General features: G+C 37.9%; 20 protein-coding genes and 1 pseudogene. 8 read left to right on the forward strand and 13 right to left on the reverse strand.

The features are described from left to right. Positions 1 to 26 precede the first annotated feature (26 nt). Together P9B04_RS21985 and P9B04_RS21990 are read right to left on the reverse strand one after the other, a co-directional pair. Positions 27 to 1058, reverse strand: a complete 1032-nt coding sequence (locus P9B04_RS21985; protein ID WP_342057100.1) for a HEAT repeat domain-containing protein — start codon at positions 1056 to 1058, stop codon at positions 27 to 29. 67 nt (positions 1059 to 1125) lie between these two features. Beyond that, positions 1126 to 1473 carry a Uma2 family endonuclease gene (locus tag P9B04_RS21990; protein WP_342057101.1) on the reverse strand — a complete coding sequence of 116 codons (348 nt, stop codon included), beginning with the start codon at positions 1471 to 1473 and terminating at the stop codon, positions 1126 to 1128. A 50-nt stretch (positions 1474 to 1523) separates the two neighbouring features. Between P9B04_RS21990 and P9B04_RS21995 the strand changes: the two genes are divergently transcribed. Then, a complete protein-coding gene (locus tag P9B04_RS21995; protein ID WP_342057102.1) occupies positions 1524 to 2915 on the forward strand; it encodes a TldD/PmbA family protein in 1392 nt (463 codons plus the stop codon). 127 nt (positions 2916 to 3042) lie between these two features. Here P9B04_RS21995 and P9B04_RS22000 read toward each other — a convergent pair whose 3' ends face one another. From P9B04_RS22000 to P9B04_RS22010, 3 genes and pseudogenes are all read right to left on the reverse strand, one after another. Next, positions 3043 to 3285: a DUF2281 domain-containing protein gene (locus P9B04_RS22000; RefSeq protein WP_342057103.1), complete on the reverse strand. Its 243-nt coding sequence runs from the start codon at positions 3283 to 3285 to the stop codon at positions 3043 to 3045. A 330-nt stretch (positions 3286 to 3615) separates the two neighbouring features. Then, positions 3616 to 3921 carry a retropepsin-like aspartic protease gene (locus tag P9B04_RS22005; protein ID WP_342057104.1) on the reverse strand — a complete coding sequence of 102 codons (306 nt, stop codon included), beginning with the start codon at positions 3919 to 3921 and terminating at the stop codon, positions 3616 to 3618. A gap of 81 nt (positions 3922 to 4002) precedes the next feature. Further along, positions 4003 to 4239: pseudogene (locus P9B04_RS22010) on the reverse strand (DUF5678 domain-containing protein); the annotation flags it as partial. A 92-nt stretch (positions 4240 to 4331) separates the two neighbouring features. Between P9B04_RS22010 and P9B04_RS22015 the strand changes: the two are divergent. After that, positions 4332 to 4976 carry a Uma2 family endonuclease gene (locus P9B04_RS22015; protein ID WP_342057118.1) on the forward strand — a complete coding sequence of 215 codons (645 nt, stop codon included), beginning with the start codon at positions 4332 to 4334 and terminating at the stop codon, positions 4974 to 4976. A 31-nt stretch (positions 4977 to 5007) separates the two neighbouring features. On the opposite strand, the gene P9B04_RS22020 is transcribed toward P9B04_RS22015, so the two are convergent. Then, positions 5008 to 5703 carry an HAD family hydrolase gene (locus tag P9B04_RS22020; protein WP_342057105.1) on the reverse strand — a complete coding sequence of 232 codons (696 nt, stop codon included), beginning with the start codon at positions 5701 to 5703 and terminating at the stop codon, positions 5008 to 5010. A gap of 222 nt (positions 5704 to 5925) precedes the next feature. Here P9B04_RS22020 and P9B04_RS22025 point away from each other — a divergent pair, with 222 nt between their 5' ends. From P9B04_RS22025 to P9B04_RS22040, 4 genes are all read left to right on the forward strand, one after another. Continuing rightward, the gene (locus tag P9B04_RS22025) at positions 5926 to 6819 is read left to right on the forward strand and encodes a carbohydrate ABC transporter permease (RefSeq protein WP_342057106.1); all 894 of its coding nucleotides are present in this window, start codon (positions 5926 to 5928) and stop codon (positions 6817 to 6819) included. Positions 6820 to 6862: 43 nt separating this feature from the next. Next, a complete protein-coding gene (locus P9B04_RS22030) occupies positions 6863 to 7690 on the forward strand; it encodes a carbohydrate ABC transporter permease (RefSeq protein WP_342057107.1) in 828 nt (275 codons plus the stop codon). Positions 7691 to 7790: 100 nt separating this feature from the next. Then, positions 7791 to 9071 (forward strand): D-alanyl-D-alanine carboxypeptidase, encoded by a 1281-nt coding sequence (locus P9B04_RS22035; protein WP_342057108.1) that lies wholly within the window; start codon positions 7791 to 7793, stop codon positions 9069 to 9071. Between the two features lie 365 nt (positions 9072 to 9436). Then, the gene (locus tag P9B04_RS22040; RefSeq protein ID WP_342057109.1) at positions 9437 to 11635 is read left to right on the forward strand and encodes an IMS domain-containing protein; all 2199 of its coding nucleotides are present in this window, start codon (positions 9437 to 9439) and stop codon (positions 11633 to 11635) included. Between the two features lie 10 nt (positions 11636 to 11645). Here P9B04_RS22040 and P9B04_RS22045 read toward each other — a convergent pair whose 3' ends face one another. The 3 genes from P9B04_RS22045 to P9B04_RS22055 all read right to left on the reverse strand — a co-directional run bounded on the left by P9B04_RS22045 (position 11646) and on the right by P9B04_RS22055 (position 14093). Further along, positions 11646 to 12812, reverse strand: coding sequence for an extracellular solute-binding protein (locus tag P9B04_RS22045; RefSeq protein WP_342057119.1), 1167 nt, complete (start codon positions 12810 to 12812; stop codon positions 11646 to 11648). Between the two features lie 173 nt (positions 12813 to 12985). Next, positions 12986 to 13354, reverse strand: coding sequence for a hypothetical protein (locus P9B04_RS22050; protein WP_342057110.1), 369 nt, complete (start codon positions 13352 to 13354; stop codon positions 12986 to 12988). Positions 13355 to 13772: 418 nt separating this feature from the next. Beyond that, a complete protein-coding gene (locus tag P9B04_RS22055; protein WP_342057111.1) occupies positions 13773 to 14093 on the reverse strand; it encodes a hypothetical protein in 321 nt (106 codons plus the stop codon). Between the two features lie 272 nt (positions 14094 to 14365). Between P9B04_RS22055 and P9B04_RS22060 the strand changes: the two genes are divergently transcribed. Then, positions 14366 to 14986 carry a vWA domain-containing protein gene (locus P9B04_RS22060; protein WP_342057112.1) on the forward strand — a complete coding sequence of 207 codons (621 nt, stop codon included), beginning with the start codon at positions 14366 to 14368 and terminating at the stop codon, positions 14984 to 14986. A 180-nt stretch (positions 14987 to 15166) separates the two neighbouring features. On the opposite strand, the gene P9B04_RS22065 is transcribed toward P9B04_RS22060, so the two are convergent. The 4 genes from P9B04_RS22065 to P9B04_RS22080 form a co-directional block, all read right to left on the reverse strand. Continuing rightward, positions 15167 to 16285 carry a DegT/DnrJ/EryC1/StrS family aminotransferase gene (locus P9B04_RS22065; protein ID WP_342057113.1) on the reverse strand — a complete coding sequence of 373 codons (1119 nt, stop codon included), beginning with the start codon at positions 16283 to 16285 and terminating at the stop codon, positions 15167 to 15169. Between the two features lie 47 nt (positions 16286 to 16332). After that, positions 16333 to 16788, reverse strand: a complete 456-nt coding sequence (locus tag P9B04_RS22070; protein WP_342057114.1) for a hypothetical protein — start codon at positions 16786 to 16788, stop codon at positions 16333 to 16335. Positions 16789 to 16886: 98 nt separating this feature from the next. After that, entirely contained in the window at positions 16887 to 18707 is a 1821-nt protein-coding gene (locus P9B04_RS22075; protein ID WP_342057115.1) for an LA_3751/LA_3752 family putative glycosyltransferase, read from the reverse strand. A gap of 122 nt (positions 18708 to 18829) precedes the next feature. Continuing rightward, positions 18830 to 19255 carry a hypothetical protein gene (locus P9B04_RS22080; protein WP_342057116.1) on the reverse strand — a complete coding sequence of 142 codons (426 nt, stop codon included), beginning with the start codon at positions 19253 to 19255 and terminating at the stop codon, positions 18830 to 18832. A 49-nt stretch (positions 19256 to 19304) separates the two neighbouring features. Between P9B04_RS22080 and P9B04_RS22085 the strand changes: the two genes are divergently transcribed. Then, positions 19305 to 21347 carry a phage tail protein gene (locus P9B04_RS22085; RefSeq protein ID WP_342057117.1) on the forward strand — a complete coding sequence of 681 codons (2043 nt, stop codon included), beginning with the start codon at positions 19305 to 19307 and terminating at the stop codon, positions 21345 to 21347. The last annotated feature ends 6 nt before the right edge of the window (positions 21348 to 21353 follow it).

Consider the following 21353-nt stretch of genomic DNA (forward strand, 5'->3'; position numbering starts at 1 on the left):
GGGCTATATCCCTTATTAAATCTAGCTTATAGCTTTTTGTGTCCCCACGCCAGCAAAACAACACTACGACGAATCTCATTATCATAATTTTTATCATTGACGACACTAATGAGAGTGTCTAATACTTTTGGTGAATCCGATTTAATCTGACCTAAGGCATAAGCCACTGTACGACGAACACGATTATCATCATTTGTATCATTGAGGACACTAATGAGAGTGTCTAATACTTCTGGTGAATCCGATTCAATCTGACCCAAAGTCAAAATAGCACTATGACGAACATCATTATCATCATTTTTATTATTGACGAGATTAATGAGAGTGTCTAATACTTCTGGTGAATCCGATTTAATCTCACCTAAGGCATAAGCCGCACTACGACGAACATCATTATCATCCTTTTTATCATTGACGACATTAATGAGAGTGTCTAATACTTCTGGTGAATCCGATTTAATCTCACCTAAGGCATAAGCCGCATTAAGACGAACATCATTATCATCCTTTTTATTATTGACGACACTAATGAGAGTTTTTAATACTTCTGGTGAATCCGATTTAATCTCACTTAAGGCAGAAACCGCACTACGACGAACATCATTATCATCCTTTTTATCATTGACGACATTAATGAGAGTGTCTAATACTTCTGGTGAATCCGATTTAATCTTACCTAAGGCATAAGCCACCGCACCACGACGAACATCATTATCATCCTTTTTATCATTGACGACATTAATGAGAGTGTCTAATACTTCTGGTGAATCCGATTTAATCTTACCTAAGGCATAAGCCACCGCACCACGAATATCAGAATTTTGAGCTTCATTTTGCAGAGTCTTAATTAACAGGTTTGTTGATTTTTCTTTACATTTAACAATTGACTGCTCTGCCTCATAATCATAGGTGATCAACTTCTCTATATTAGCTTTAATATCTACTTGAGAACATCCTTCTTGTCCCCATACAGGATCATGTAACAATAAAGGCAATGCACACCCCAAAACTAGGATTTTTAATCCCGTGCCGATTTTGATAAATAGTGACTTATTCATAGCATTGTAGCGAAAATATTAGATAAATCCCTACTTTTAGTCTAAGATTTGTCTCTAAATATAAAGATTAAATTTTGGTTAAACTGTCCGTAGGTGACTTAACTTCTACCATTAAATCAGGAGCTAACTCAGCAAAAGATTGCGGACTTTGTTTCAATCTTTCTGCTTTTACAAAAGAAACATCGGGGGATCTTGTATTAGAATCAGGTAAATTAAATCCTGCACTAGAAGCAGTTACACGACCTAATTTTTTTGGTTTCACCCAATTAGCTAATTGTCTAGCAAACTCCGTTGCCACCTCATCAGACTCATATCCAGAAGGACTCATAACAATAATTTCCCCATCCACTAATTCTAAACGATAATCAGGATAGGCTGACTGCATTTCTTGTAAATCTTGTGTGTTTAGAAGCATAATAATAACCAATAAGCTACCTTAATTAACTAAATTTTAACTCTAAATTTATGACTAATCTTGCTACTTATAAAAACATTTTGACGGATCTAATCGCCAAAAACCGCGATCGCGTGGATTATTTAGCCATTCGCCTAGAAACTTCTCAAGGAACCAGCATCATGCTACGGGGAGACAAGATAGACACCCTCAGCGAAGGTATTTCTACTGGGGGACAAGTACGCGCCTGTTATAAAGGAGGATGGGGTTTTGCTGCCTTTAACCAGTTATCCACCTTACCCCAACGCATCGAAGAAGCGATCGCCTCGGCTAAACTGGTGGGGGAGGATGAGACAATATTAGCGGACATTGCACCCATCCAAGCAAGTTGTAATTTACCTTTAACAGGTCGTGATCCTAGACAAGTTCCCCTCGCCGATAAAAAGGCTCTGTGCGACCATTACAACGCTATTCTACGGGGTTTAAGCGAGCAAATTACCACCACCGTAGTGCGCTACGGAGACAGCAACCAGAGCGTTATTTTAGCTACCTCAGACGGTACTTTAATCGAACAATCTTGGGCGGATCTGGAAATGCGTTTTTCCGCCACTGCAAGAAATGGGGACACGGTGCAAACCGGACGAGAAACCACCGGATCGCGGCGAGGATACGATGATTTGTTGGGATTGGATAAACAGGTGGAAGGGGCAGCTCAACGCGCTGTCAATGCCCTGGTTTTGCCCCCTGTGAAAGGCGATCGCTACGCTGTTGTAATCGACCCCATTTTAACTGGGTTGTTCGTCCATGAGGCTTTTGGCCACCTCTCAGAAGCGGATATGTTATACGAAAATCCTGATCTTTTGGAGGTGATGAGTTTCGGGCGAAAATTTGGACCAGATACCTTACAAATTTTTGACGGGGCAGCCCCAGAAGGTCATCGAGGTAGTTATTATTACGATGATGAGGGTGTCCCTGCAACCACAACTCAACTAATTAAAGATGGGGTGATGGTGGGGCGTTTACATTCCCGTGAAACAGCCGGAAAATTAGAGGAAAAACCCACAGGAAATGCTCGTTGTTTAAATTATCATTATCCCCCTTTGGTGCGGATGACAAATACTTGGATCGAACGAGGAAATACACCGGTTAATGATTTATTTTCGCAGATAAAAGAAGGGGTTTATGCCAAAAATTGGTTGGGAGGAATGACTAATGGTGAGATGTTTACTTTCAGTGCAGGGGAAGCATGGATGATTAGAAATGGCGAGATTTGTGAACCGGTTCGCGACGTTACTTTGTCGGGGAATGTGTTTAAAACTTTGGCAAATATTGAAGCGATCGGAGATGATTTTTATTGGGATGAATCTGGAGGTTGTGGTAAAGGTGGACAAAGTGGTTTAGCTGTGGGTTGTGGTGGACCAAGTTTAAGAATTAAAGATGTAGTTATTGGGGGAGAAGCTTAAACTTGTAGGGTGGGCAAATTGGGAAAACAAAGCAATTAACAAAATGATTGAGAATTATTGCCCACCGTTTTACTCCATACTACTTAAATAGCATACCAAGCACTGGTATCTACAAAAATTTTAGGCATTATTCTTTGGAGTAGAGATAATCATCATGATTTTCTGAGATGTCAGAATATTGACTACCAATAGCATCTTTTTCTAAATTAAGGAAGACTTCCCATGCTTTTTCTTCATCAGAATGGATCGTTTCTTCTTGATATTTGCTGACTTGTTTCGTTTCTAGAAATTCAACAAAATTTAGAACTTCTTGTTTTAAGCTTGAAGGAAGTTGTTGAATTTTTTGATTAATTAATTGTTCAATAGACATAGCTTGTCAAGAAATTATTAAGCTTTTTTATCGAGATTATTCGTATATATTATACCAAATCCGCTTTATATACCCCCTTTTAAAATTTACAGCCTAAAAGCTGAAAACCCTTCTGCCTCCTGCCCCCTGCCTCCTGCCTCTTCTAGAAGATAAGATGGGTTTTAGAACCGGATTTGGTATTATACCATCGTGACTTTAATTTCAGTTAACGGGATGATTGATGGTTATTGGCCACCATCTTGATTAATTCTGATAAATCTTAATTTTGGTGGGCAATAATATTACATTTATCATTATATCGATAATTAATTATTATTGCCCAATCTACACTTAACTATCTCGCCATCTGAAAATAATTTTTTCTTCTGCTTGTCTAAATTCAATATTAAACTCATCCAAAATAACTTCTCTCCCTAATAATGATTGTTCTGTATCTGTTGGTGTTTGTAACCAAGCAACAGGTACAATTAACTGATGATTATCAATAGTAAATTCTAGATTACGCAAAACATATTCTACATTCCCCCCAATCGTTTCAGAGACTAAAGTTGACTCTGCGTTTGCTAATTGATAACCTAAATCTTGACCCATTTTATAAGAGATTAAGCTAACTTCTGCCCCAGAATCAACTAGCATTGTTGTCTGAATTTAAGTTTGATTATGTTTTAATTTTACTAAATAATTCGGTTGCCAATTATGACGAACCACGGAACGAAATTTAATGGGTAAAATTTGGATAGAATAATTATTGCGAGGAACGAGATAAATTACAAAAGATTGACTACTTGCCTCTGCTTGTTCTAAAACAGGTTGTAAATTTTCACCATGAGCAACTATCCCGTTTTCATTATAAGCAATATATTGATCCTTATATAAATCAAGAATGCTCTCACGATTCTGATTTAACCATTTTAATATAGCTTGAGCTTGTTCTTGAGAAATAGAATTACTCATCTTTATCCTACCCTCCGTACTATTATTATAAATCTAATTCCATAATAAGTGTAAAATGGATAAGTAGGTTCTATTTCACCTCATGTCTTATGATGCAAACAGTACCCATAACTATTCCTGAAAATCGAGTCATTCTCAATAAGATAACCTGGGAAACTTTTAAGCAGCTTCTCCAAGAACTAGGTGATAATCGTTCCAGTTGTTTAGCATATAATGAAGGAATCCTAGAAATTATGACACCACTAGGAAAACATGAACATAGCAAATGTTTTATTTCTGATTTAGTTGCTATTATTGCTGATGAAATGGACTTAAATATAAAAAAAATGGGTTCACTTACCTTAAAAAAAGAGATAATTGAAAAGGGGGTTGAACCTGATGCTTGTTATTATCTTAAAAATGAACCTCTCGTAAGACATAAACAGAATATTACACTTGATATTGATCCACCACCTGATTTAGTCTTAGAAATTGATATGAGCAGTAGTTCTCTGAATAAGTTACCCATTTATGCCGCATTAGGGGTTGCTGAAATTTGGAGATATAATGGGGATGATTTAACGGGTTTCATACTCAACAATAACAGTAAAGATTATCAAAAGTCTGAATATAGTTTAACGTTTCCTTGGTTAGAATTATCACAACTTCTTTCCTTTCTTCAACAAAGTTTAAAAGATGGGGAGACAAAAACACTGCGAAATTTTCGTCAATGGGTTCGTCCTTTTAGGCAATTATGAAAACTTAAATCAAGTCCTTAACGAGAATATTTTATGAAGTTAAAGCTTTTTCTACTCTTTCTAATTCTAAATCAGAAAAATAATCGATCGCCCAATTAGATAGTCGTTGCATAAAATGATAAGGATAAGTATTAGCAATACCAACTACCGGCATTTTAGCTCGTTTTGCTGCTTCGATACCAGCAGGACTATCTTCTATAACTAAACAATCTTCTGGGGTCAATTTTAAGCTATTATCTAACTGATTAAACTTTTCAACCGCTAATAAATAACCGTCGGGTTCTGGTTTACTTCTAGCAATTTCATCACCCCCAACAATGACCTCAAAATTATTCAATATTTCTGCTTTTTCTAAAATAAACTTAACCTCAGAAAGTAACGCCCCAGTAACTAATCCAATCCTCAGATTATGCTGTTTTAAATGAGTCAGAAAATCTTTTAATTCAGGATAAATAGGTAACTCTTCTAACGACTCAATTTTCTCTCGATAAGCAAAGGTTTTTGCTTCAATTAAATTATCTAAATAATCATCGGAAACCATCCTACCACGACGGGATAGAATATCTGATAGACAAGCTTTATCGCTTCTTCCTAAACACAACTCTTGAAATTCTGAGGAATCTGGTCGTACATTTTCCCTTAACAAGATTCCATTGATTAATTCTTGATGAATTTCTTCATCATTAATAATCACACCATTAAAGTCAAAAATAACCGCTTTCAACATCTCAATCCTTTAACTCATTACAATTAAGTCTAACTTCCACTTATTATCATAAACGCTTTGTATAAATATAGTCAAAGATTATTATCTTTATCTTATAATGCCACGCACTGGGGAATGGGCAATAGGCAATAGCAAATTATGATTAGTATATTGTAGCTAAACTCTGGTCAAAATTGAGGTATTCCGCTAAGATGCAACTGTTGTTAATTTGATTAGGAGATAATGAAAGAAGAAGATAAAACAGGTTGGTTAATGTTAATTCCGGCCGTAACGGTACTTGCTTTTGTCTTTGCTTATCCCATTGCACGAGCATTCTGGTTAAGCTTATTCACAGAAAACCTAGGAACTCAATTACAACCAATTTTTTCAGGTTTTACTAATTATATTCGCATGGTAGGAGATGGCCGTTTCTGGCAAGCAATCTGGAATACTTTCGTTTTTACTGGAATTAGTGTTTTACTGGAATTAGTATTAGGAATATCGGTAGCTTTAGTCTTAAACCAAGCATTTTTAGGTAGAGGAATTGTGAGGACTATTTCTATGATTCCTTGGGCTTTGCCTACCGCAATTATGGGGTTAGCTTGGGCTTGGATTTTTAACGATCAATACGGTGTAATTAACGATATTTTACAACGATTAGGCATCATTAATGTAGAAATTAATTGGTTAGGTGATCCTACCCTAGCTATGATTGCTTTAATTGTGGCTGATGTTTGGAAAACAACGCCTTTTATTAGCATCATTTTATTAGCGGGTTTACAATCGATTCCTCAAGATTTATACGAAGCTCATTCTCTCGATGGTGCTAAACCTTGGCAGAGTTTTTCTCAAATTACATTACCCTTAATTATGCCCCAAATATTAATCGCTCTGTTGTTCAGATTCGCCCAAGCTTTTGGCATTTTTGACCTGGTTCAAGTGATGACTGGAGGAGGACCAGCAGGGTCAACAGAAACTGTTTCAATTTACATTTATGCTACAGTTATGAGGTACTTAGATTTCGGTTATGGTGCTGCCTTAGTGGTGATTACTTTTTTGTTACTAATTGTAGCAGTTGGCTTAACAGCTTTGTTGTTAGACAGAGTTAGAAAAAGCGGTCAAGGTGGTCTATTTTAAAATAAACAACTAATAGTTTTATTACTCTCTAGAAAAGTTAGACATGAATAATAAAAAAACTATTCTTTATCTCAGTATTCTCCTGGTAATCATATTTTTTATTGCCCCTATTATCTGGCAAGTTTTAACCTCTATTAAAACTAACGAAGATATTTCTGCCATACCTAATGTTTACATCCCTAAAACCATCACTTTTGAACATTATCTTGAACTATTTCAGCGTCGGCCTTTCGGACTTTACATATTTAACAGTGCTTTAGTTTCCATTATTTCCACTGTAATTTGTTTAGTGATTGGTTCCCCTGCTGCTTACGTGTTAGCGAGAATTAAACTGCCTGGAAAAAATATTATTACAGCCTTAATTTTAATCATTTCTCTGTTTCCTTATGTCTTGTTATTTTTAGGTTTACTGGAAGTAATAAAAATATTTGGTTTAGGAAATAATTATTTAGCTTTAATTGTTCCCTACACAGGAATAAATTTACCTCTAACTATTTTAGTCATGCGTAGTTTCTTTGAACAACTACCCAAAGACTTAGAAGATGCTGCCCGTATCGATGGTTATAAAATCATTCCTATGTTAATCCAAATTCTCTTACCCATGACCCTTCCTGCTTTAGTAACAACAGGAATTTTAACCTTTATTTTTGCCTGGAATGAATACATTTTTGCCCTAACATTTATCACCCGTGAAACCATGAAAACTATACCTGTAGCCACTGCACAAATAGGAGGTGCAACCATTTTTGAAATACCCTATGGTCCCATCGCTGCCGCCACGGTTTTAGGAACTTTTCCCCTAGTTTTATTAGTCTTATTCTTCCAGCGAAGAATTGTCGAAGGATTAACTGCGGGGGCAGTTAAAGGGTAAAATTATTCATCACCTATCCCCCATAGGTTTATTAACTTCCTTATTGCCAAAGTATGTCAAATTATTATATAAAATTAGTATTAAGTGAGGAGTTTTAAAAATGATAGATTTGTTAGCATTAACTTTAGGTGGCTTATTAGGAAAAACCCCCCCCTCCATTGAGGTAGTTCCCATAGTAGCTTGGCAAGAGGCAAAAGTGTTTGACGTTCCTACCCAATCAGATCCGGTGGTAGAGTCTATTATTGCTGATTATTTGAAAAATTTAGCATCCTTGGGGTTTCCCGCACAAAAACAAGGAATTTGGCTACAATCAGATTGGGCTTATTTAGGAGATCATCAAGCTAAAACCCCCTTATCCGCCGCCTCCCTGACCAAAATTGCCACCTCTTTAGCCGCCCTCGAAACCTGGGGAACCGAATATCGTTTCAAGACAGAATTTCTAACGGTTGGAACTTTAGAAAATGGAGTATTGAAAGGGGATTTGATCGTAAAAGGTAGCGGTGATCCGTTGTTCGTTTGGGAAGAAGCGATCGCAGTAGGAAACAAACTCAATGAACTGGGTATTAAAGAAGTTACTGGCAAATTAATTATTGTGGATAATTTTGCCATGAATTTCAAATCTGATCCCCAAACTTCAGGACAATTATTACAATTAGCTTTTAAGTCTTCTCGTTGGACTCCTTTAATTAGACAACAATATCGAACCTTACCCTCTAACACCCCTAAACCTGAAATTACCATCCAAGGAAGAGTTGCGGTTACAGATAACGTCCCTGACACTGCAAAAACCCTGTTCACCCATCAATCCTTAACCATGGCAGAACTACTCAAACAAATGAACATTTATAGTAATAATGTCATGTCAGAGATGATCGCCGAGTCTGTAGGAGGGGCTGCTGTTGTCTCGCAAATGGCGGCTAAAGCTGCCAAACTTGACACTCAAGAAGTTCAGTTAATCAATGGATCGGGTTTGGGGGTCGAAAATCGTATTTCTCCCAGGGCCTCAGTAGGAATGTTAATGGCCATAGAAGAAAAGTTGGCAAATAACCCCCTGAGTGTTGCCGATTTATTTCCTATGGGGGGACGGGATAAAATAGGAACGGTTCAATGGCGAAATCTTCCTGATGGAGTTGCTGTGAAAACCGGAACTTTAGCCCAAGTGAGTGCCTTAGCTGGTGTTATTCCCACCAAAGAACGGGGGTTGGTGTGGTTTTCTATTATCAATCACGGGCCTAATATCGATCGCTTTCGAGTAGAACAAGATCGCCTCTTGCAAAGATTAGCCAACCATTGGAACTTAACCCCTGTGGTTTCTCCTGTTAAAGCGACACAACCTATTAAACTAGGGGACCCAAAACGTAATTCCCACACGGAAAGTTAGCTTCTCATTGAAATGTTTATGCTAAAACTCTCCATTGGTTATAATGAAGTAAAACAAAAGCACTAAAACACAGAAAATTACATACTCCAATGAGCAAACAAAACTACTACTCAAGAAATTAGTTGATGAATTAACAAAAAGTTAGCTATTATAATTTCATCTAACAATTACTAAGTATGTTTATACTGAACAACTGTTTTTTTTAAGAGATAGTTTACTGTAAGGGATCTTTAAGTTACAATCTTGCAAAACCTATTTTTGATTTTATAATCAATTGTCTTGAGTCCTATAGATGATCCTATATCATCTTAATTGTTAAATACAAATATATAAATTTAAGTCACCCTGCTCTGAGGAAGTCAACCGTGCGCATACCGCTAGACTACTACAGGATATTAGGAATTTTTCCCCAAGCGACAGATGAGCAACTTCGCCAAGCTCATCGGGATCGCAGTATTCAGTTACCCCGTTGCGAATATAGTAACCAAGCTATCGAAGGTCGTAAGCAGTTACTAGAGCAAGCTTATAGCGTCCTATCCAATCCTGCCAAAAAGGCAAAGTATGAAACCCAGTTTTGGCAAGCTCACTCAACTCACCAGGAGGATGAGGAAACGGGACTGCCACAGTCAGATCAGGGAGTTTCGGGGGAAACTGTCCCATTGACGACTTCCGAAATTGAAATTGAACCAGAGCAATTGCCTGGGAGCCTGTTAATCTTTCATGATTTGGGAGAATACGAGCTAGTCATTAACTTTGGCGAGAGTTATTTGCAGACCCTGCCTGCCTCTTCTTTTTCCCTTGAAATAAATGATACAACCACAAAGCAGCGTAACGACACAATCTTAAGTATTGCTTTAGCTTCTTTAGAAATTAGTCGTGAACAGTGGCATCAAAAAGCATACGAGCGTGCTGACTCTTTAGGCAGACAAGGATTAATCCTACTGGAAAAAAATAACCTTTTTCCCTCCATACAAACAGAAATCCGCACAGAACTCCAGACCCTTCGTCCCTATCGAATCTTAGAATTACTGGCCCTTCCCCTAAAAGATCAAAAGCATCGTCGAATAGGAATCGAACTATTACAATCAATGTTGGAAGAGCGTAGGGGAATAGACGGCAAAGGAGACGATAGCTCTGGGTTAGCAATTGACGAATTTTTGCGCTTCATTCAGCAAATTCGTACTTATTTGACGGCATCAGAACAAAAAGACATTTTTATGCAGGAGGCACACCGTCCCTCCTCTGTAGCAGCCTATCTGGGAGTGTATGCCCTAATTGCCGAAGGTTTTGCCCATAAACAGCCATCTTTGATTCTTGAGGCTAAAACCGTACTCGAAGGACTAGAACCTCGTCAAGATGTATCCATTGAACAGTCCATTGTCGCTTTGTTATTGGGTCAAACCCAAGCAGCTACCCAAGCACTCAAACGCTGTCAAGATCAACAAGCTCTAAACTTCATCCAAGAGCAGTCTAAAGGTTCTCCAGACTTGCTACCAGGTTTGTGTCGTTATGGGGAGCATTGGTTGCAGACAGAGGTTTTTGCGCATTTTCGGGATCTCAAAGAAAAAACCCCCTCTTTAAAAGACTATTTTGCTGATCAAGGGGTTCAAACCTATCTCGATCAGCTACTTAGTCCCCTTAGCAGTCAACCGCAATCGTTGACAAAAACCAAAAAACTGAAACCTCCTCGTACTCGCTTAGGAGGGGTTCGCCGTTACCCGGATTATCAGACCAGTTCTCCAGGGTTAGAACAGGGAAACAACGCTTTAGCTCCTGCTCCCTTACCTCTCCACTCTCTATCTCCTGTAGACATTAGAGAGGTCCGTCGTCGTAAGCGTCGACAATACTCCCAAACGGCCAACCCTGAAGCCCTAGGAAAAAAGGTACCTCAAAAATCCCCCCAAGTTCAAACCGCCACTATCGCAACAGAACCAGTCGTTAACACCTTAACCAAGACAACTACGGGACGGAATTCTCGTCAAATTTTCTTCGTTAAACCCAGACTGGGTTTAATGGCCATTGCCGTTGCGGGAGGAGTGGGATTAGCTGGACTGGGAATGACCTGGCTAAATCAGGCAAATTCCCCCTTATCTACCTTAGAAAAAAGCCAGTATTCCGTTGCTCTTCACAAATCTCTAATCGATATCCCCGCAGCAGATGCTCAAATGGTTACGGCAACGGGTATGTTGACGCAAGAAGGGGCGCAACAAGTTATAGAAACCTGGTTAGCTAGTAAATCTCAATCTCTCGGAAAAGACTACAATATAGAATCCTTGGAAAAAATCTTAGCCAATCCTTTGCTAAGTCGATGGCAGAAACGGGCGCAACAACTGCAAAGAAACCAGAATTATTGGACTTACCAACACAATGTTGGGGTTAATTCTTTCGAGCCTAACCCCAATAACGCCAATCAAGCCATAGTAAAAGCTAATGTCCAAGAGATTGCCCAATATTATCAACAAGGTCGAGCAACTCGTTCTTATAACGATAATCTACAAGTTCGCTACGATTTAGTTCGTAAAGGCGATCGCTGGTTCATTCAAGAAGTTAACATCATCAAATAAGGGAATCCTATTAAGTCTTTCTAACTTCTGTCCAGAGGTCCATATACTGTTCTTGAACTTGTTTTGAAAAAGGCTCTAAAAACTCGCATTTATCGAAAATAGCCGAGTCAATAGATAGCAAAGGATTGTCATTAACATTGGCAGGAAGTTCTTTTTTCTCTAGGGTATTAATCATAGGAGAAGCTGCATCGGCAAACAAAGAAATAAACTTGGCTGCTTGAGGCTCCCAACAAAAATTAAGCCATTTTTTTGCAGTTTCTGATAACTCGTTGGTTTGTTCTTCTTTTCCTTTTGGTTTCACCCAAACATCAGACCATAAAGAAGTACCTGAAGTGGGAACCACCGCCTTAATATTGCGGTTTCTAGATGTTAAAGGAATAATCTCATTTGACCATCCCACGCTTACCCAAACGTCTCCAGTCAATAGAGGTTGTAAATAATGTTCAGAACTGTAATATTTAACCCGTTTATTTAGGTTGATAAGTTCCGTTTTTAGCTGAGCAACTCCAGCTATATTTTTAGTATTGTAGGACTTCCCCAACTTTTTTAAACTTAACCCAATCACTTCTCGGGGTTGATCAATGATAGCAATGCGATCGCTCAATCGTTCATCCCATAAATCTGACCAATCTTGGGGTTGCCAGTCCAGTTTATCAGAACGATAAGCGATTAAAGTAGTTCCCCAACGGTAAGGAGCCGCCCAAATTAAACCGTTTTCCTGCAAATTTCCTTTTCCGTCCCGTCTGACCAACTTTTGCCAACGAGAAGGCAACCGTTCCCAGTTTGGAATCTGAGTCATATCCACAGGTTCGATTAACTCTTTTTGGATAGCTTCTTTTAACCAAGCATCCCCCAAACTAACAAAATCGCTCACAGAAGGGGGACGGGGATTAATTAGGGGAATTTTGGGTAAATTTGTTAATAAACCTTTTTTTTCCTCGTTTTGACCCTGCCAAGTTTCTAGCAGAGAAAATACCTCTTTTAATTGTCCTTGAGGTTTAAAATCAAGAGACGCTCCCGAGGAGATTTGTTGACGAAAAGCCTTGAGTAATTGAGGAGGAATAGAACCCGTTAGTAATAATACCCGTAAATCGGCAGCAGAATCAGCACAACTCGATAAAAGACTCCCTAATGCCAAAATTCCTGTAGCAGTGAGAAAAGAACGACGGGTAAGCATAAAATTTACTGTATCGGAGATCACGCACAAACTTAGTATAATATAAGGTTTTTTTGTCCCCATGACCACCGATCAAGATAACATTACCCTTCTTTCCTCAGCAGGATAAACGTAGCACTGAATAATTACAATTGGCAGGCTCTAAAGATTCTTTATTTCCTCAAAAGAAGCATTTAAAAATTAAGCAAGGGAACCTGATAACTTGGTCGTTTTGTATCCCCTAAATTGTAATCATGGTCTTCTAAAACCATGTTTATTCTCCCAGTTTTAGCCTCAAGGGAATTTGTGTCTATTTCTGAGGAAGGGATGTCAACGTTGTCAGAATTATCCCCTTCAACAGTCAAACTTTCAACCCCGTTTCTTGATTCTGTTCCTTCTAAATCTTGTAGGGTTCCTGTGTAGATTTCTAAGGGTTTAGGATCGGTAATAACTTCTGTTTCTGCCTTTACTGGCGTTAGTAAAACTAGAGTCCCGATTCCCATAGTTAGACCGCCAATGGCAATTCGAGAAAACTGTGCTAAGGTGTTAAACATATTCGTCATTCTCTCCCCACATGTTGGTAGAATTGTGCAAAAATATTACTTCTATAGCCCAGTTATAATGGAGCTAAGAGTAAGAGTGTATAGTCAAGTTTAATCAAGAATGATGTCAGCCTTTCCTATTCGTAGATACAACTTTCTAAAAGGGTATAATTTTTAGAACGTCATGGAAAAAGTTAAACAGCAGAATGACAAGGAATTGGAGAGAAAATATCCCCCAAGTTACTCAAATTTCTGTTGTCGTAAACATCACTAACTTAATTATGTATAAGGTTTAGACGAAACTAAATAAAAATAAACAAAAATTTTACTTCTTTGGATTAATAATCAGAAAAATAAGAAGTTGAGGTTAAGGACAATCAATTCCCTAACCTCAAATCTTAAACAGCGTGTTTTTATCTTATGGCAACTTGAACTTTTACTAACTTGTTGCCTCGGCTGTTTTTTGGCTGGCCTTAACGGTTCTACGGGAAGAAGAACTAGTGGTTTCCGTTGCAGCGAGAGGGGCAAACTCTATATGGTTAACCAAAGTGGTGACGAAGGCAAACAGTAGGAAGGGTAAAGATAACACCAGCACTAATCCCACTACAGCGAGGGCGTATATCTGACGGGTGCTACTCCATAAACCTAATGCGCTGGCTAAAGTTAGGAAAATAACAATTAACCAAACTATAATTTGGCCGTAAACATCACCAAAAGTTAGGGTGCAAACCATACGGTATTTTTGAGATTCTTTGTCCATTATAAAAATTTCCACAATTATCTGCTTCTGATGTTCTACCTTAATCACAATTATTGGTGAGGGAACTATATTTAAAGATTTTTATAAACTATCGCAACATGACTTTACAATTTGATGGGTTGATGCCATCGATTGGCAACCAATTTCACTCAACTGCTTCTTGAATTATGATGAAAATCAGGATATTTTAGGACGATTCTCAAAGGTCATAATACCCTAGAGAACAGAGTAATCATGATGATGTCGTATAAAGTTAGGAGGTTGTTTCTCATATGTCAGGAGACTCACGCATCGAAAATCGGGATTATACCTTGATGATCGACAAAAGCAGTAGCATGGCTACTTCTGATAGTCCTGATGGCAAAACCCGTTGGCAGATTGCCCAGGAGTCAACCTTGGCCTTGGCAAAAAAGTGCGAAGAAATCGATCCCGACGGAATCACAGTTTATATATTTTCTGGCCGTTTCAGACGCTACGATAATGTTACATCGGATAAAGTGACAAAAGTCTACGAAGAAAACGAACCGATGGGACAAACCGATTTAGCCTCAGTTCTCGAAGATGGTCTGAACAACTATTTTGAGCGCAAAGCAGCGGGGACAACCCAAGCAAATGGTGAAACCTTTTTGATTATTACTGATGGAGAACCCACCGATCGCAAAGCAGTAATCAGTCTTATTATTGATGCATCCAAGAAAATTGACCGAGAAGACGAGTTAGGGATTTCTCTGATTCAAGTGGGAAATGATAAAAAAGTAACCACTTTCCTCAAGGCTTTAGATGATGATCTTCAAGAGGCTGGAGCGAAGTTTGACATCGTTGATACTGTCACCGTTGATAATATGAAAGATATGTCTTTAACCGATGTGTTGTTAAATGCTATTATCGATTAAGTTTGAGGGATTTTGAGCTTGTTCTAGTAAGAATACCCAATAAAAAAAGGGAGGGTAAAAACCTCCCTTTTACTAATAAATGAAGTATTGAAAATTGTTTTTGAGATATGTGTAACAAATCCTTCACTTGATGAAAGTTCTTGATTTTGCCACACATTGTTATTTTATTTAAACTAAGTTTTAATCAAATACTTCTTTTACAGCTATAACGACTTGCTTCATTTGTTCTTCTGTTAAGGCTAATCCACTGGGAATATAAAACCCACGACGAGACAACCTCTCTGCTACTGGACAAGAAATATCTTTTAATAATCCCATTTTATGAAAAACCGGCTGTTCGTGCATCCCCCAGAAAAAGGGACGAGTTCCTATTTTTTTCTCCCGTAACCGTTGCATCGCTTCTGTTGCATCGAAAGGAACTTCCTCTTTTATTACCATGCCATAAACCCAATAAATGTTAGTAGCGTAATCGGTTTTAACCAAGGGTAATTCTAATTGGGGAAGATTTGATAAAAGTTCTGTATAAATAGCACCTATTTTTCGCTTTCGTTGCACAAATTCTGTTAACCTTTCTAATTGTGCTAAACCCACCGCAGCCTGTAAATTTGTAAATCGAAAATTCCACCCTAACTCCTCATGAATAAATCGCCTTTGGGGTTGAAAACAAAGGTTCCTTAAGGATCGACATTTTTCCGCCAAACTATCATCATCGGTAACAATCATTCCCCCTTCCCCTGTGGTAACGTGCTTATTAGGATAAAAGCTAAAAGTGCTAATATTTCCAAAACTCCCACAAGGCTTATTCTTGTAAGTTTGACCGTGCATTTCTGCTGCATCTTCGATAATTTTTAAGCCATATTTATCTGCAATTTCTAATACAGGGTCCATATCCACTGGTAAGCCATAAATATGAACCACCATGATTGCTTTTGTCTTGAAGTTTATTTTGCTTTCTATTTGGCTAACATCCATATTCCAGGTGACAGGATCACAATCTACCACCACTGGAACCCCTCCAGCTCTAACGATGGCTGCACCGCAAGATATAATAGTAAATGTTGGTAATATAACTTCATCCCCTGCTTGGATGTCTAAGGAAGCCACTGCAAGATCCAAAGCGACGGAACCATTACAGACTGTAATTGCGTGCTTTCTAGTTACAGTTTGAGCAAATTCCGCCTCGAATTTTTTAACAAAAGGTCCCTCTGAAGAAATCCAACCGGTGTCAATACATTCGTTTAAATACTTCTTCTCATTGCCATCCAATAGAGGTTCATTGACAGGTACAAAGTCGACCATAATAGTTACTTTCTAAGAATGAATTTTTATCGGGATAATTCAAATTTTTATTTGGTATCGGCTTGACTTCCATCAATACCTGAAAAACGAACTTTATCATTTTCCCCAACGTAAGGTCCTTGTTTCACTTCAATCATTTCTAATCCTTCTAAAACTTCAAATCCATGACCCCCTTTAATCAATAAAATAACATCTCCTCCTTTTAATATGCGACTTTCTAAATAATCCTGATTATCATCATAAAAGTCAACGCGTAATTTCCCACTTTTAATTAGTAAAACCTCTTGAGTGTAAAAAACTTCCCGTCTAACTTGTCTGTGTATGTGGGGTTTAATAGTTTTTCCTTTAGGGTGTCTCATATAGGCAAGTTGCTGGGAAAAACTATCAGGAGTAAAAAAATGTATGCCTGGTTGACGAAACTCAGAGGGTAGAATAATGGCTAATACTTCCCCGTTGCAAGTGATTTCTTCGATTATTGTTTGAGTAGGGGCTTGTTGAATCATGATATTAACTTTAATGAAAAAAAATTTCGCTTCAATTTCAGATTGTATCAGTTTGTTTGGTTAATGTCGAATTACCTTTAACCATAGCTAAAGTTAATCTAATTTATAGCCATAACTTTTGCTTCATACATAGTATATTTTCCCTTTTCTCCTAAAGGATTGAATTGAACTTGAAAAAGAGAGTTTGCTTTACCTTCTAAGGTGAAGGTTTGAGACGGAGAAGTTGGGATTTCGCACTTACGAAAAGGATAACATACATAAATGAAATCTGCTTGATTATTTTGGTTCAATGTTTGACCTAGCTTGACTAAGTTTTCTGGTTGATCGACGCGAAAAAATAGTTTATCTTTTCTCAAAGGAGACTCTAATATCTGAGCGGCGTATTGATGGGAAACAACCACAACTTTCCGAGGATCGTTACTTAAAAATTGTATAGCTTCTGTAACCCCTCCATGATTTCTCTGGAAAAATGTAGTCCCTAAATAGATATTTTTGTACATTCCTATCAATAGAAATATTGAAAATAAGAAAATTGTGCAATACTTAACCGTAGACTTTGAGTTGTCTAAGAAAGTTTGCAACTGTTGAACAATAACAACTGAGAAGAAAGGTAACAAAATTAATAAATATCTTTGTCCCCATTGTTTCCCTCCTACAGCAATCTCATCTGAACCTGAATCTACCAACAAAGCAACACCGGCTGTGAAGAATAAACTTACCACATAAACTAAAGCCATTCTTTGAGTTATTTTAATTTCTTCTTTTCTAATTAAAAACAACCACATTGCAGATAAGACAATCAGAATGCCGTAAATTCTGACGAAAAGTTTTATTTCGTCTAACCCATGAGTATTAACCCAATAAACACTGGTAATTAAAGAAAAGATTATTAAAGTAATCAAAATGATTTTAGCAGTTTTTTCTTGAAGGCTTTTTTTAACCAGGAATGATAGTAAACAAAGCAAAGAGAAACAAGCCACCGGAAAGTACTCAAAGAAAGTTACCACAATTTCTAAAAAACTCTCCCAAGCTTCTATTAAACGCCTAGTTATAGAAAATTCTTCAACAATCTGTAAGGCATGAATCCCTAAGAAATGACCGTAAATTAGTTTATTGCTAATAAAAAATAAACCAACAGTAGCGTACATTGTAAAAATAAAGATGATGCCTTTATCTCCCAGATATAAAAGCTTGTTTAACCTCAGTCGATTAGGTAAATCAACACCATTTTCTGGCATAACTCCAGAAAATAATCGTATAGCTGTCATTACTCCCACTACAAAAGTTAAGGTAGCAACCATAGCTAAAAACTCTGAGCGTATCCAAGCAGATAAACCAACAAAAAAACCACTTAAAATTGCTTCTTTCAAGCTCATTGATTCTCTAGGAATGAATAAGATGATCATCCCAATTAAACAAAAGAGAACTGCTAAAGTATGCTCCCAATACATTCCACTGTACAAAGTTAAATTAGAAGCAAAAATTACCAGAAATACAGCCAAACACTGTTGAAAGCGAGTTATTTTTAAATAATTGCAATAAAAATTGAAACTAATCCAAATTAACCAAGTGGAAACCAAGGGAACAAAATATAAACCCCGTTCACCAAAGAGGGTATAAAAAGGTGCAGTGATTAAAGAAAAAGGATAGGGAAAAGTGATGTAATAGCGATCGCTTAAATAATAGACAAAAGGTTCCTCATAAGGATACAAACCATTTTGCCAAAGCTGACGAACCCACTCCGCATCAGGAGGAATTAAATCAATGCGTAAATTGCCCTCTCCTAGCTGTTGCGCCAATAAAGCCTTAAGACCACCATCTCCACTGAAGTATACACCCTCAGGAACTTGACCCAATAAGTACAAAGAAAAAGCAACACCAGCACCTATAATAAACCAAGATAATCCATGTCTAATCATTTTTATAAAATGGCTTTTATTAGTTAAACTGAGACAATGTTATACCATGTTAAAGTATACTCCTCAAGTCAACAATGTTTTTTACTAAGTCTGCTTTGCACAAGGTCAAGGTCAAAAGCTAACTAGCTATGGGTTTGCTTTGACGGCCGCTTGTCTTCGTAGCTGACGTAGCCATTTAGAGATTTATCCAAATTCTTATCGATGTAGAAATATCTTCGGAACAACCTTTCAATTTGTTGCTTAGTTTTTTCGTGTTCCTTTTGCAAAACCTCAACTTGATCCCGAACGTAAGCCGGTGAGCTTTTGTAATCCCCATAAGCCTCTGACAATTCTTGGTTACTAGAGCTATGGCTAACTTTTTTGTATAACATCCTTCCCCCTTCAAGAAGACTAGCCCCAACACCACCCCCAATCACGTAATCCATTGTTGAATGATCGTTATTTTTGTCCACTGCTTTATTTTGGTTAGTGGACTGAGCATAAGAAAATTTAGCAAACAACACTATTGCTAAAATAATCAAAAATTTAATCAACCATCGAAAAAGCATAATAATTTAAGTATAGATGTTTTAATTTTATGATCAAAGATCAAAGATCATGGGAAATTTTCTAATCGGAACTGTATTGACGGCCGGCAGTGCATTAGTATCAGGAAGTCGGCAGCGATCGCAAAATATAGTTAACCGTCAGACAGTAGATAGGAACAAACAAGAATCTTTTAATGAACCCAGAAGCAGTTATGGTGACTACATTTCCCGTGTTTGGGGATGGGGTCGTGTCTCAGGAATTTTAATCTATAATCGACTTCCCCCAGTAGAAGAGGTTTCGGTTAATGTTACTCAAGAAAGTCAAACCCAATCATCAGGAGGGGGAAAAGGAGGATCAAGAAGTTCAAGCACAACCACCACAGTTACCGAAGAAAGGACTTTTTCTTATTACGGTGATGCAGTGTGGCTACTGTCCCAAGAAGTTTCTAGCGATGCTTTAAAGGAAATTAGGTTAAATGGTCGCATTTTCTGGAAAGAAGGGACAATAGACGCAAAGTATGCCTCTCAAGGGTGTTCAGTTCGATTTAAAGAAGGAACACCAACCCAAAATAAAGAAGAGCTATTACAAGATTTCCCAGAACACCACAATTATCGCCACCGTTCCCTAATTGCTATTGAAAGACTACCTTTAGAATTTTTTGGCAATAACTACCCTCAGATATCAGTTATTTTAAAAAATGGTGAACCATCACTATCAGAAGTGATTACAGACATTTGCCTAGAATCACCTAATCTCTCAGTTAGTGATCTTGATGTTTCTGATCTAACTGATATTAGAGTTTCAGGGTATCAAATTGACTCAGAAATGTCCCTACTTGAACAGCTTAATAGATTAGCTCAAGTGTACCTATTCGATATTATTGATAGTGGGGATAAAATAAAATTCCAAAGGCAATTTAGACCCGAATCTTCCTTGTCTATTCCCTTTGGAGATTTAGCTACTCATGTACCAGGGGAAAGTAAACCTTTTAGATACGAGCAGACACATAACAATATTTCCGAGCTTCCCAGTCAATACGAGGTTAGGTTTTTAGACCAAAATAATAATTTACTACCTGCTATTGAGCGATCGCCAATTATGCGAGGCCACAATCAAAATGTGATAACAGTTGACTTCTCAGGAACTTTAACCGCTAATGAAGCTAAAACCATTGCTAACCAGTTATTGTGGTTAGCCTGGGAACGTTCGGTTACTCAAACTTTTACAGTTCCCTTGCGCTATGCGGTCTTAGAACCTGGGGACGTGGTTAACCTGGAAATTGATGGTGTTACCGAATTAGTCCAGATTCAAGAAATCTCTTTATCGGTTGCTAATTTGGTTTCTATCAAAACCTGGAAATATAGGGGAAGAGCTTTTAATTTTGCCTATACTTCACCGTCACAGTTTTTTTTAAGTCAAACCGCTACTATAAACACCCCTATTGAGTTAGGGGAAATTTATTCAGTGGTCTCTGTAGCATCAGGGCAAACCATCTTTACAGAAGGAATTGACTTTACAGTTAATTTAAGTAACGGAACTATTACCCCCATAAATGGTGGTGGCATTAATAATGGCGATGAACTTGAGATTATTACTACGGGGCCAGAACAACCCACCGACACACCGTTATTTAATCCCAGTAACACTACTTTGAGGGTCTTAGATATTCGTCGGGCTTATGCTGCTGACACGAGGGGAGTTTATGTTTTTGGCGACGGGGACGATAGTTGGCGCAATGCTTCTGTCTATGCCAGCCGTGACAATGAAAACGATTACCGTTACGTTGGTGCGTTGGTTACTCGTTCGGTGTTTGGTGTTTGCAATACCATTCTCGGAAATCATACCGATATCAATGCGATCGACACCACCAACACTTTAGATATTACCGTTCCCAGTCATGCTGAACTTGCCAGCATTTCTAATGATGAATTTGAAAAGGGCTTTAATCGAGCGTTGGTGGGAAACGAAATTATTGATTTCCAAAACGCCACGCTGTTGGGAACCGATGGACAAGGCAAAAATCAATATCGGTTGGACCGGTTGAAACGAGGACTATCCTACACCATTCGTGACAACTTAAGAAAATTAAGCAGATGTCAAGAGGAGTTATAAAATGAA

It is taken from the genome of Crocosphaera sp. Alani8 (assembly GCF_038442745.1).
GTDB lineage: Bacteria > Cyanobacteriota > Cyanobacteriia > Cyanobacteriales > Microcystaceae > Crocosphaera.

Coding starts and splice junctions, on each gene's coding strand:
- P9B04_RS21985 (WP_342057100.1), bottom strand. CDS start 1,058: ATGAATAAGTCACTATTTATCAAAATCGGCACGGGATTAAAAATCCTA.
- P9B04_RS21990 (WP_342057101.1), bottom strand. CDS start 1,473: ATGCTTCTAAACACACAAGATTTACAAGAAATGCAGTCAGCCTATCCT.
- P9B04_RS21995 (WP_342057102.1), top strand. CDS start 1,524: ATGACTAATCTTGCTACTTATAAAAACATTTTGACGGATCTAATCGCC.
- P9B04_RS22000 (WP_342057103.1), bottom strand. CDS start 3,285: ATGTCTATTGAACAATTAATTAATCAAAAAATTCAACAACTTCCTTCA.
- P9B04_RS22005 (WP_342057104.1), bottom strand. CDS start 3,921: ATGCTAGTTGATTCTGGGGCAGAAGTTAGCTTAATCTCTTATAAAATG.
- P9B04_RS22015 (WP_342057118.1), top strand. CDS start 4,332: ATGCAAACAGTACCCATAACTATTCCTGAAAATCGAGTCATTCTCAAT.
- P9B04_RS22020 (WP_342057105.1), bottom strand. CDS start 5,703: ATGTTGAAAGCGGTTATTTTTGACTTTAATGGTGTGATTATTAATGAT.
- P9B04_RS22025 (WP_342057106.1), top strand. CDS start 5,926: ATGAAAGAAGAAGATAAAACAGGTTGGTTAATGTTAATTCCGGCCGTA.
- P9B04_RS22030 (WP_342057107.1), top strand. CDS start 6,863: ATGAATAATAAAAAAACTATTCTTTATCTCAGTATTCTCCTGGTAATC.
- P9B04_RS22035 (WP_342057108.1), top strand. CDS start 7,791: ATGATAGATTTGTTAGCATTAACTTTAGGTGGCTTATTAGGAAAAACC.
- P9B04_RS22045 (WP_342057119.1), bottom strand. CDS start 12,812: ATGCTTACCCGTCGTTCTTTTCTCACTGCTACAGGAATTTTGGCATTA.
- P9B04_RS22050 (WP_342057110.1), bottom strand. CDS start 13,354: ATGACGAATATGTTTAACACCTTAGCACAGTTTTCTCGAATTGCCATT.
- P9B04_RS22055 (WP_342057111.1), bottom strand. CDS start 14,093: ATGGACAAAGAATCTCAAAAATACCGTATGGTTTGCACCCTAACTTTT.
- P9B04_RS22060 (WP_342057112.1), top strand. CDS start 14,366: ATGTCAGGAGACTCACGCATCGAAAATCGGGATTATACCTTGATGATC.
- P9B04_RS22065 (WP_342057113.1), bottom strand. CDS start 16,285: ATGGTCGACTTTGTACCTGTCAATGAACCTCTATTGGATGGCAATGAG.
- P9B04_RS22070 (WP_342057114.1), bottom strand. CDS start 16,788: ATGATTCAACAAGCCCCTACTCAAACAATAATCGAAGAAATCACTTGC.
- P9B04_RS22075 (WP_342057115.1), bottom strand. CDS start 18,707: ATGATTAGACATGGATTATCTTGGTTTATTATAGGTGCTGGTGTTGCT.
- P9B04_RS22080 (WP_342057116.1), bottom strand. CDS start 19,255: ATGCTTTTTCGATGGTTGATTAAATTTTTGATTATTTTAGCAATAGTG.
- P9B04_RS22085 (WP_342057117.1), top strand. CDS start 19,305: ATGGGAAATTTTCTAATCGGAACTGTATTGACGGCCGGCAGTGCATTA.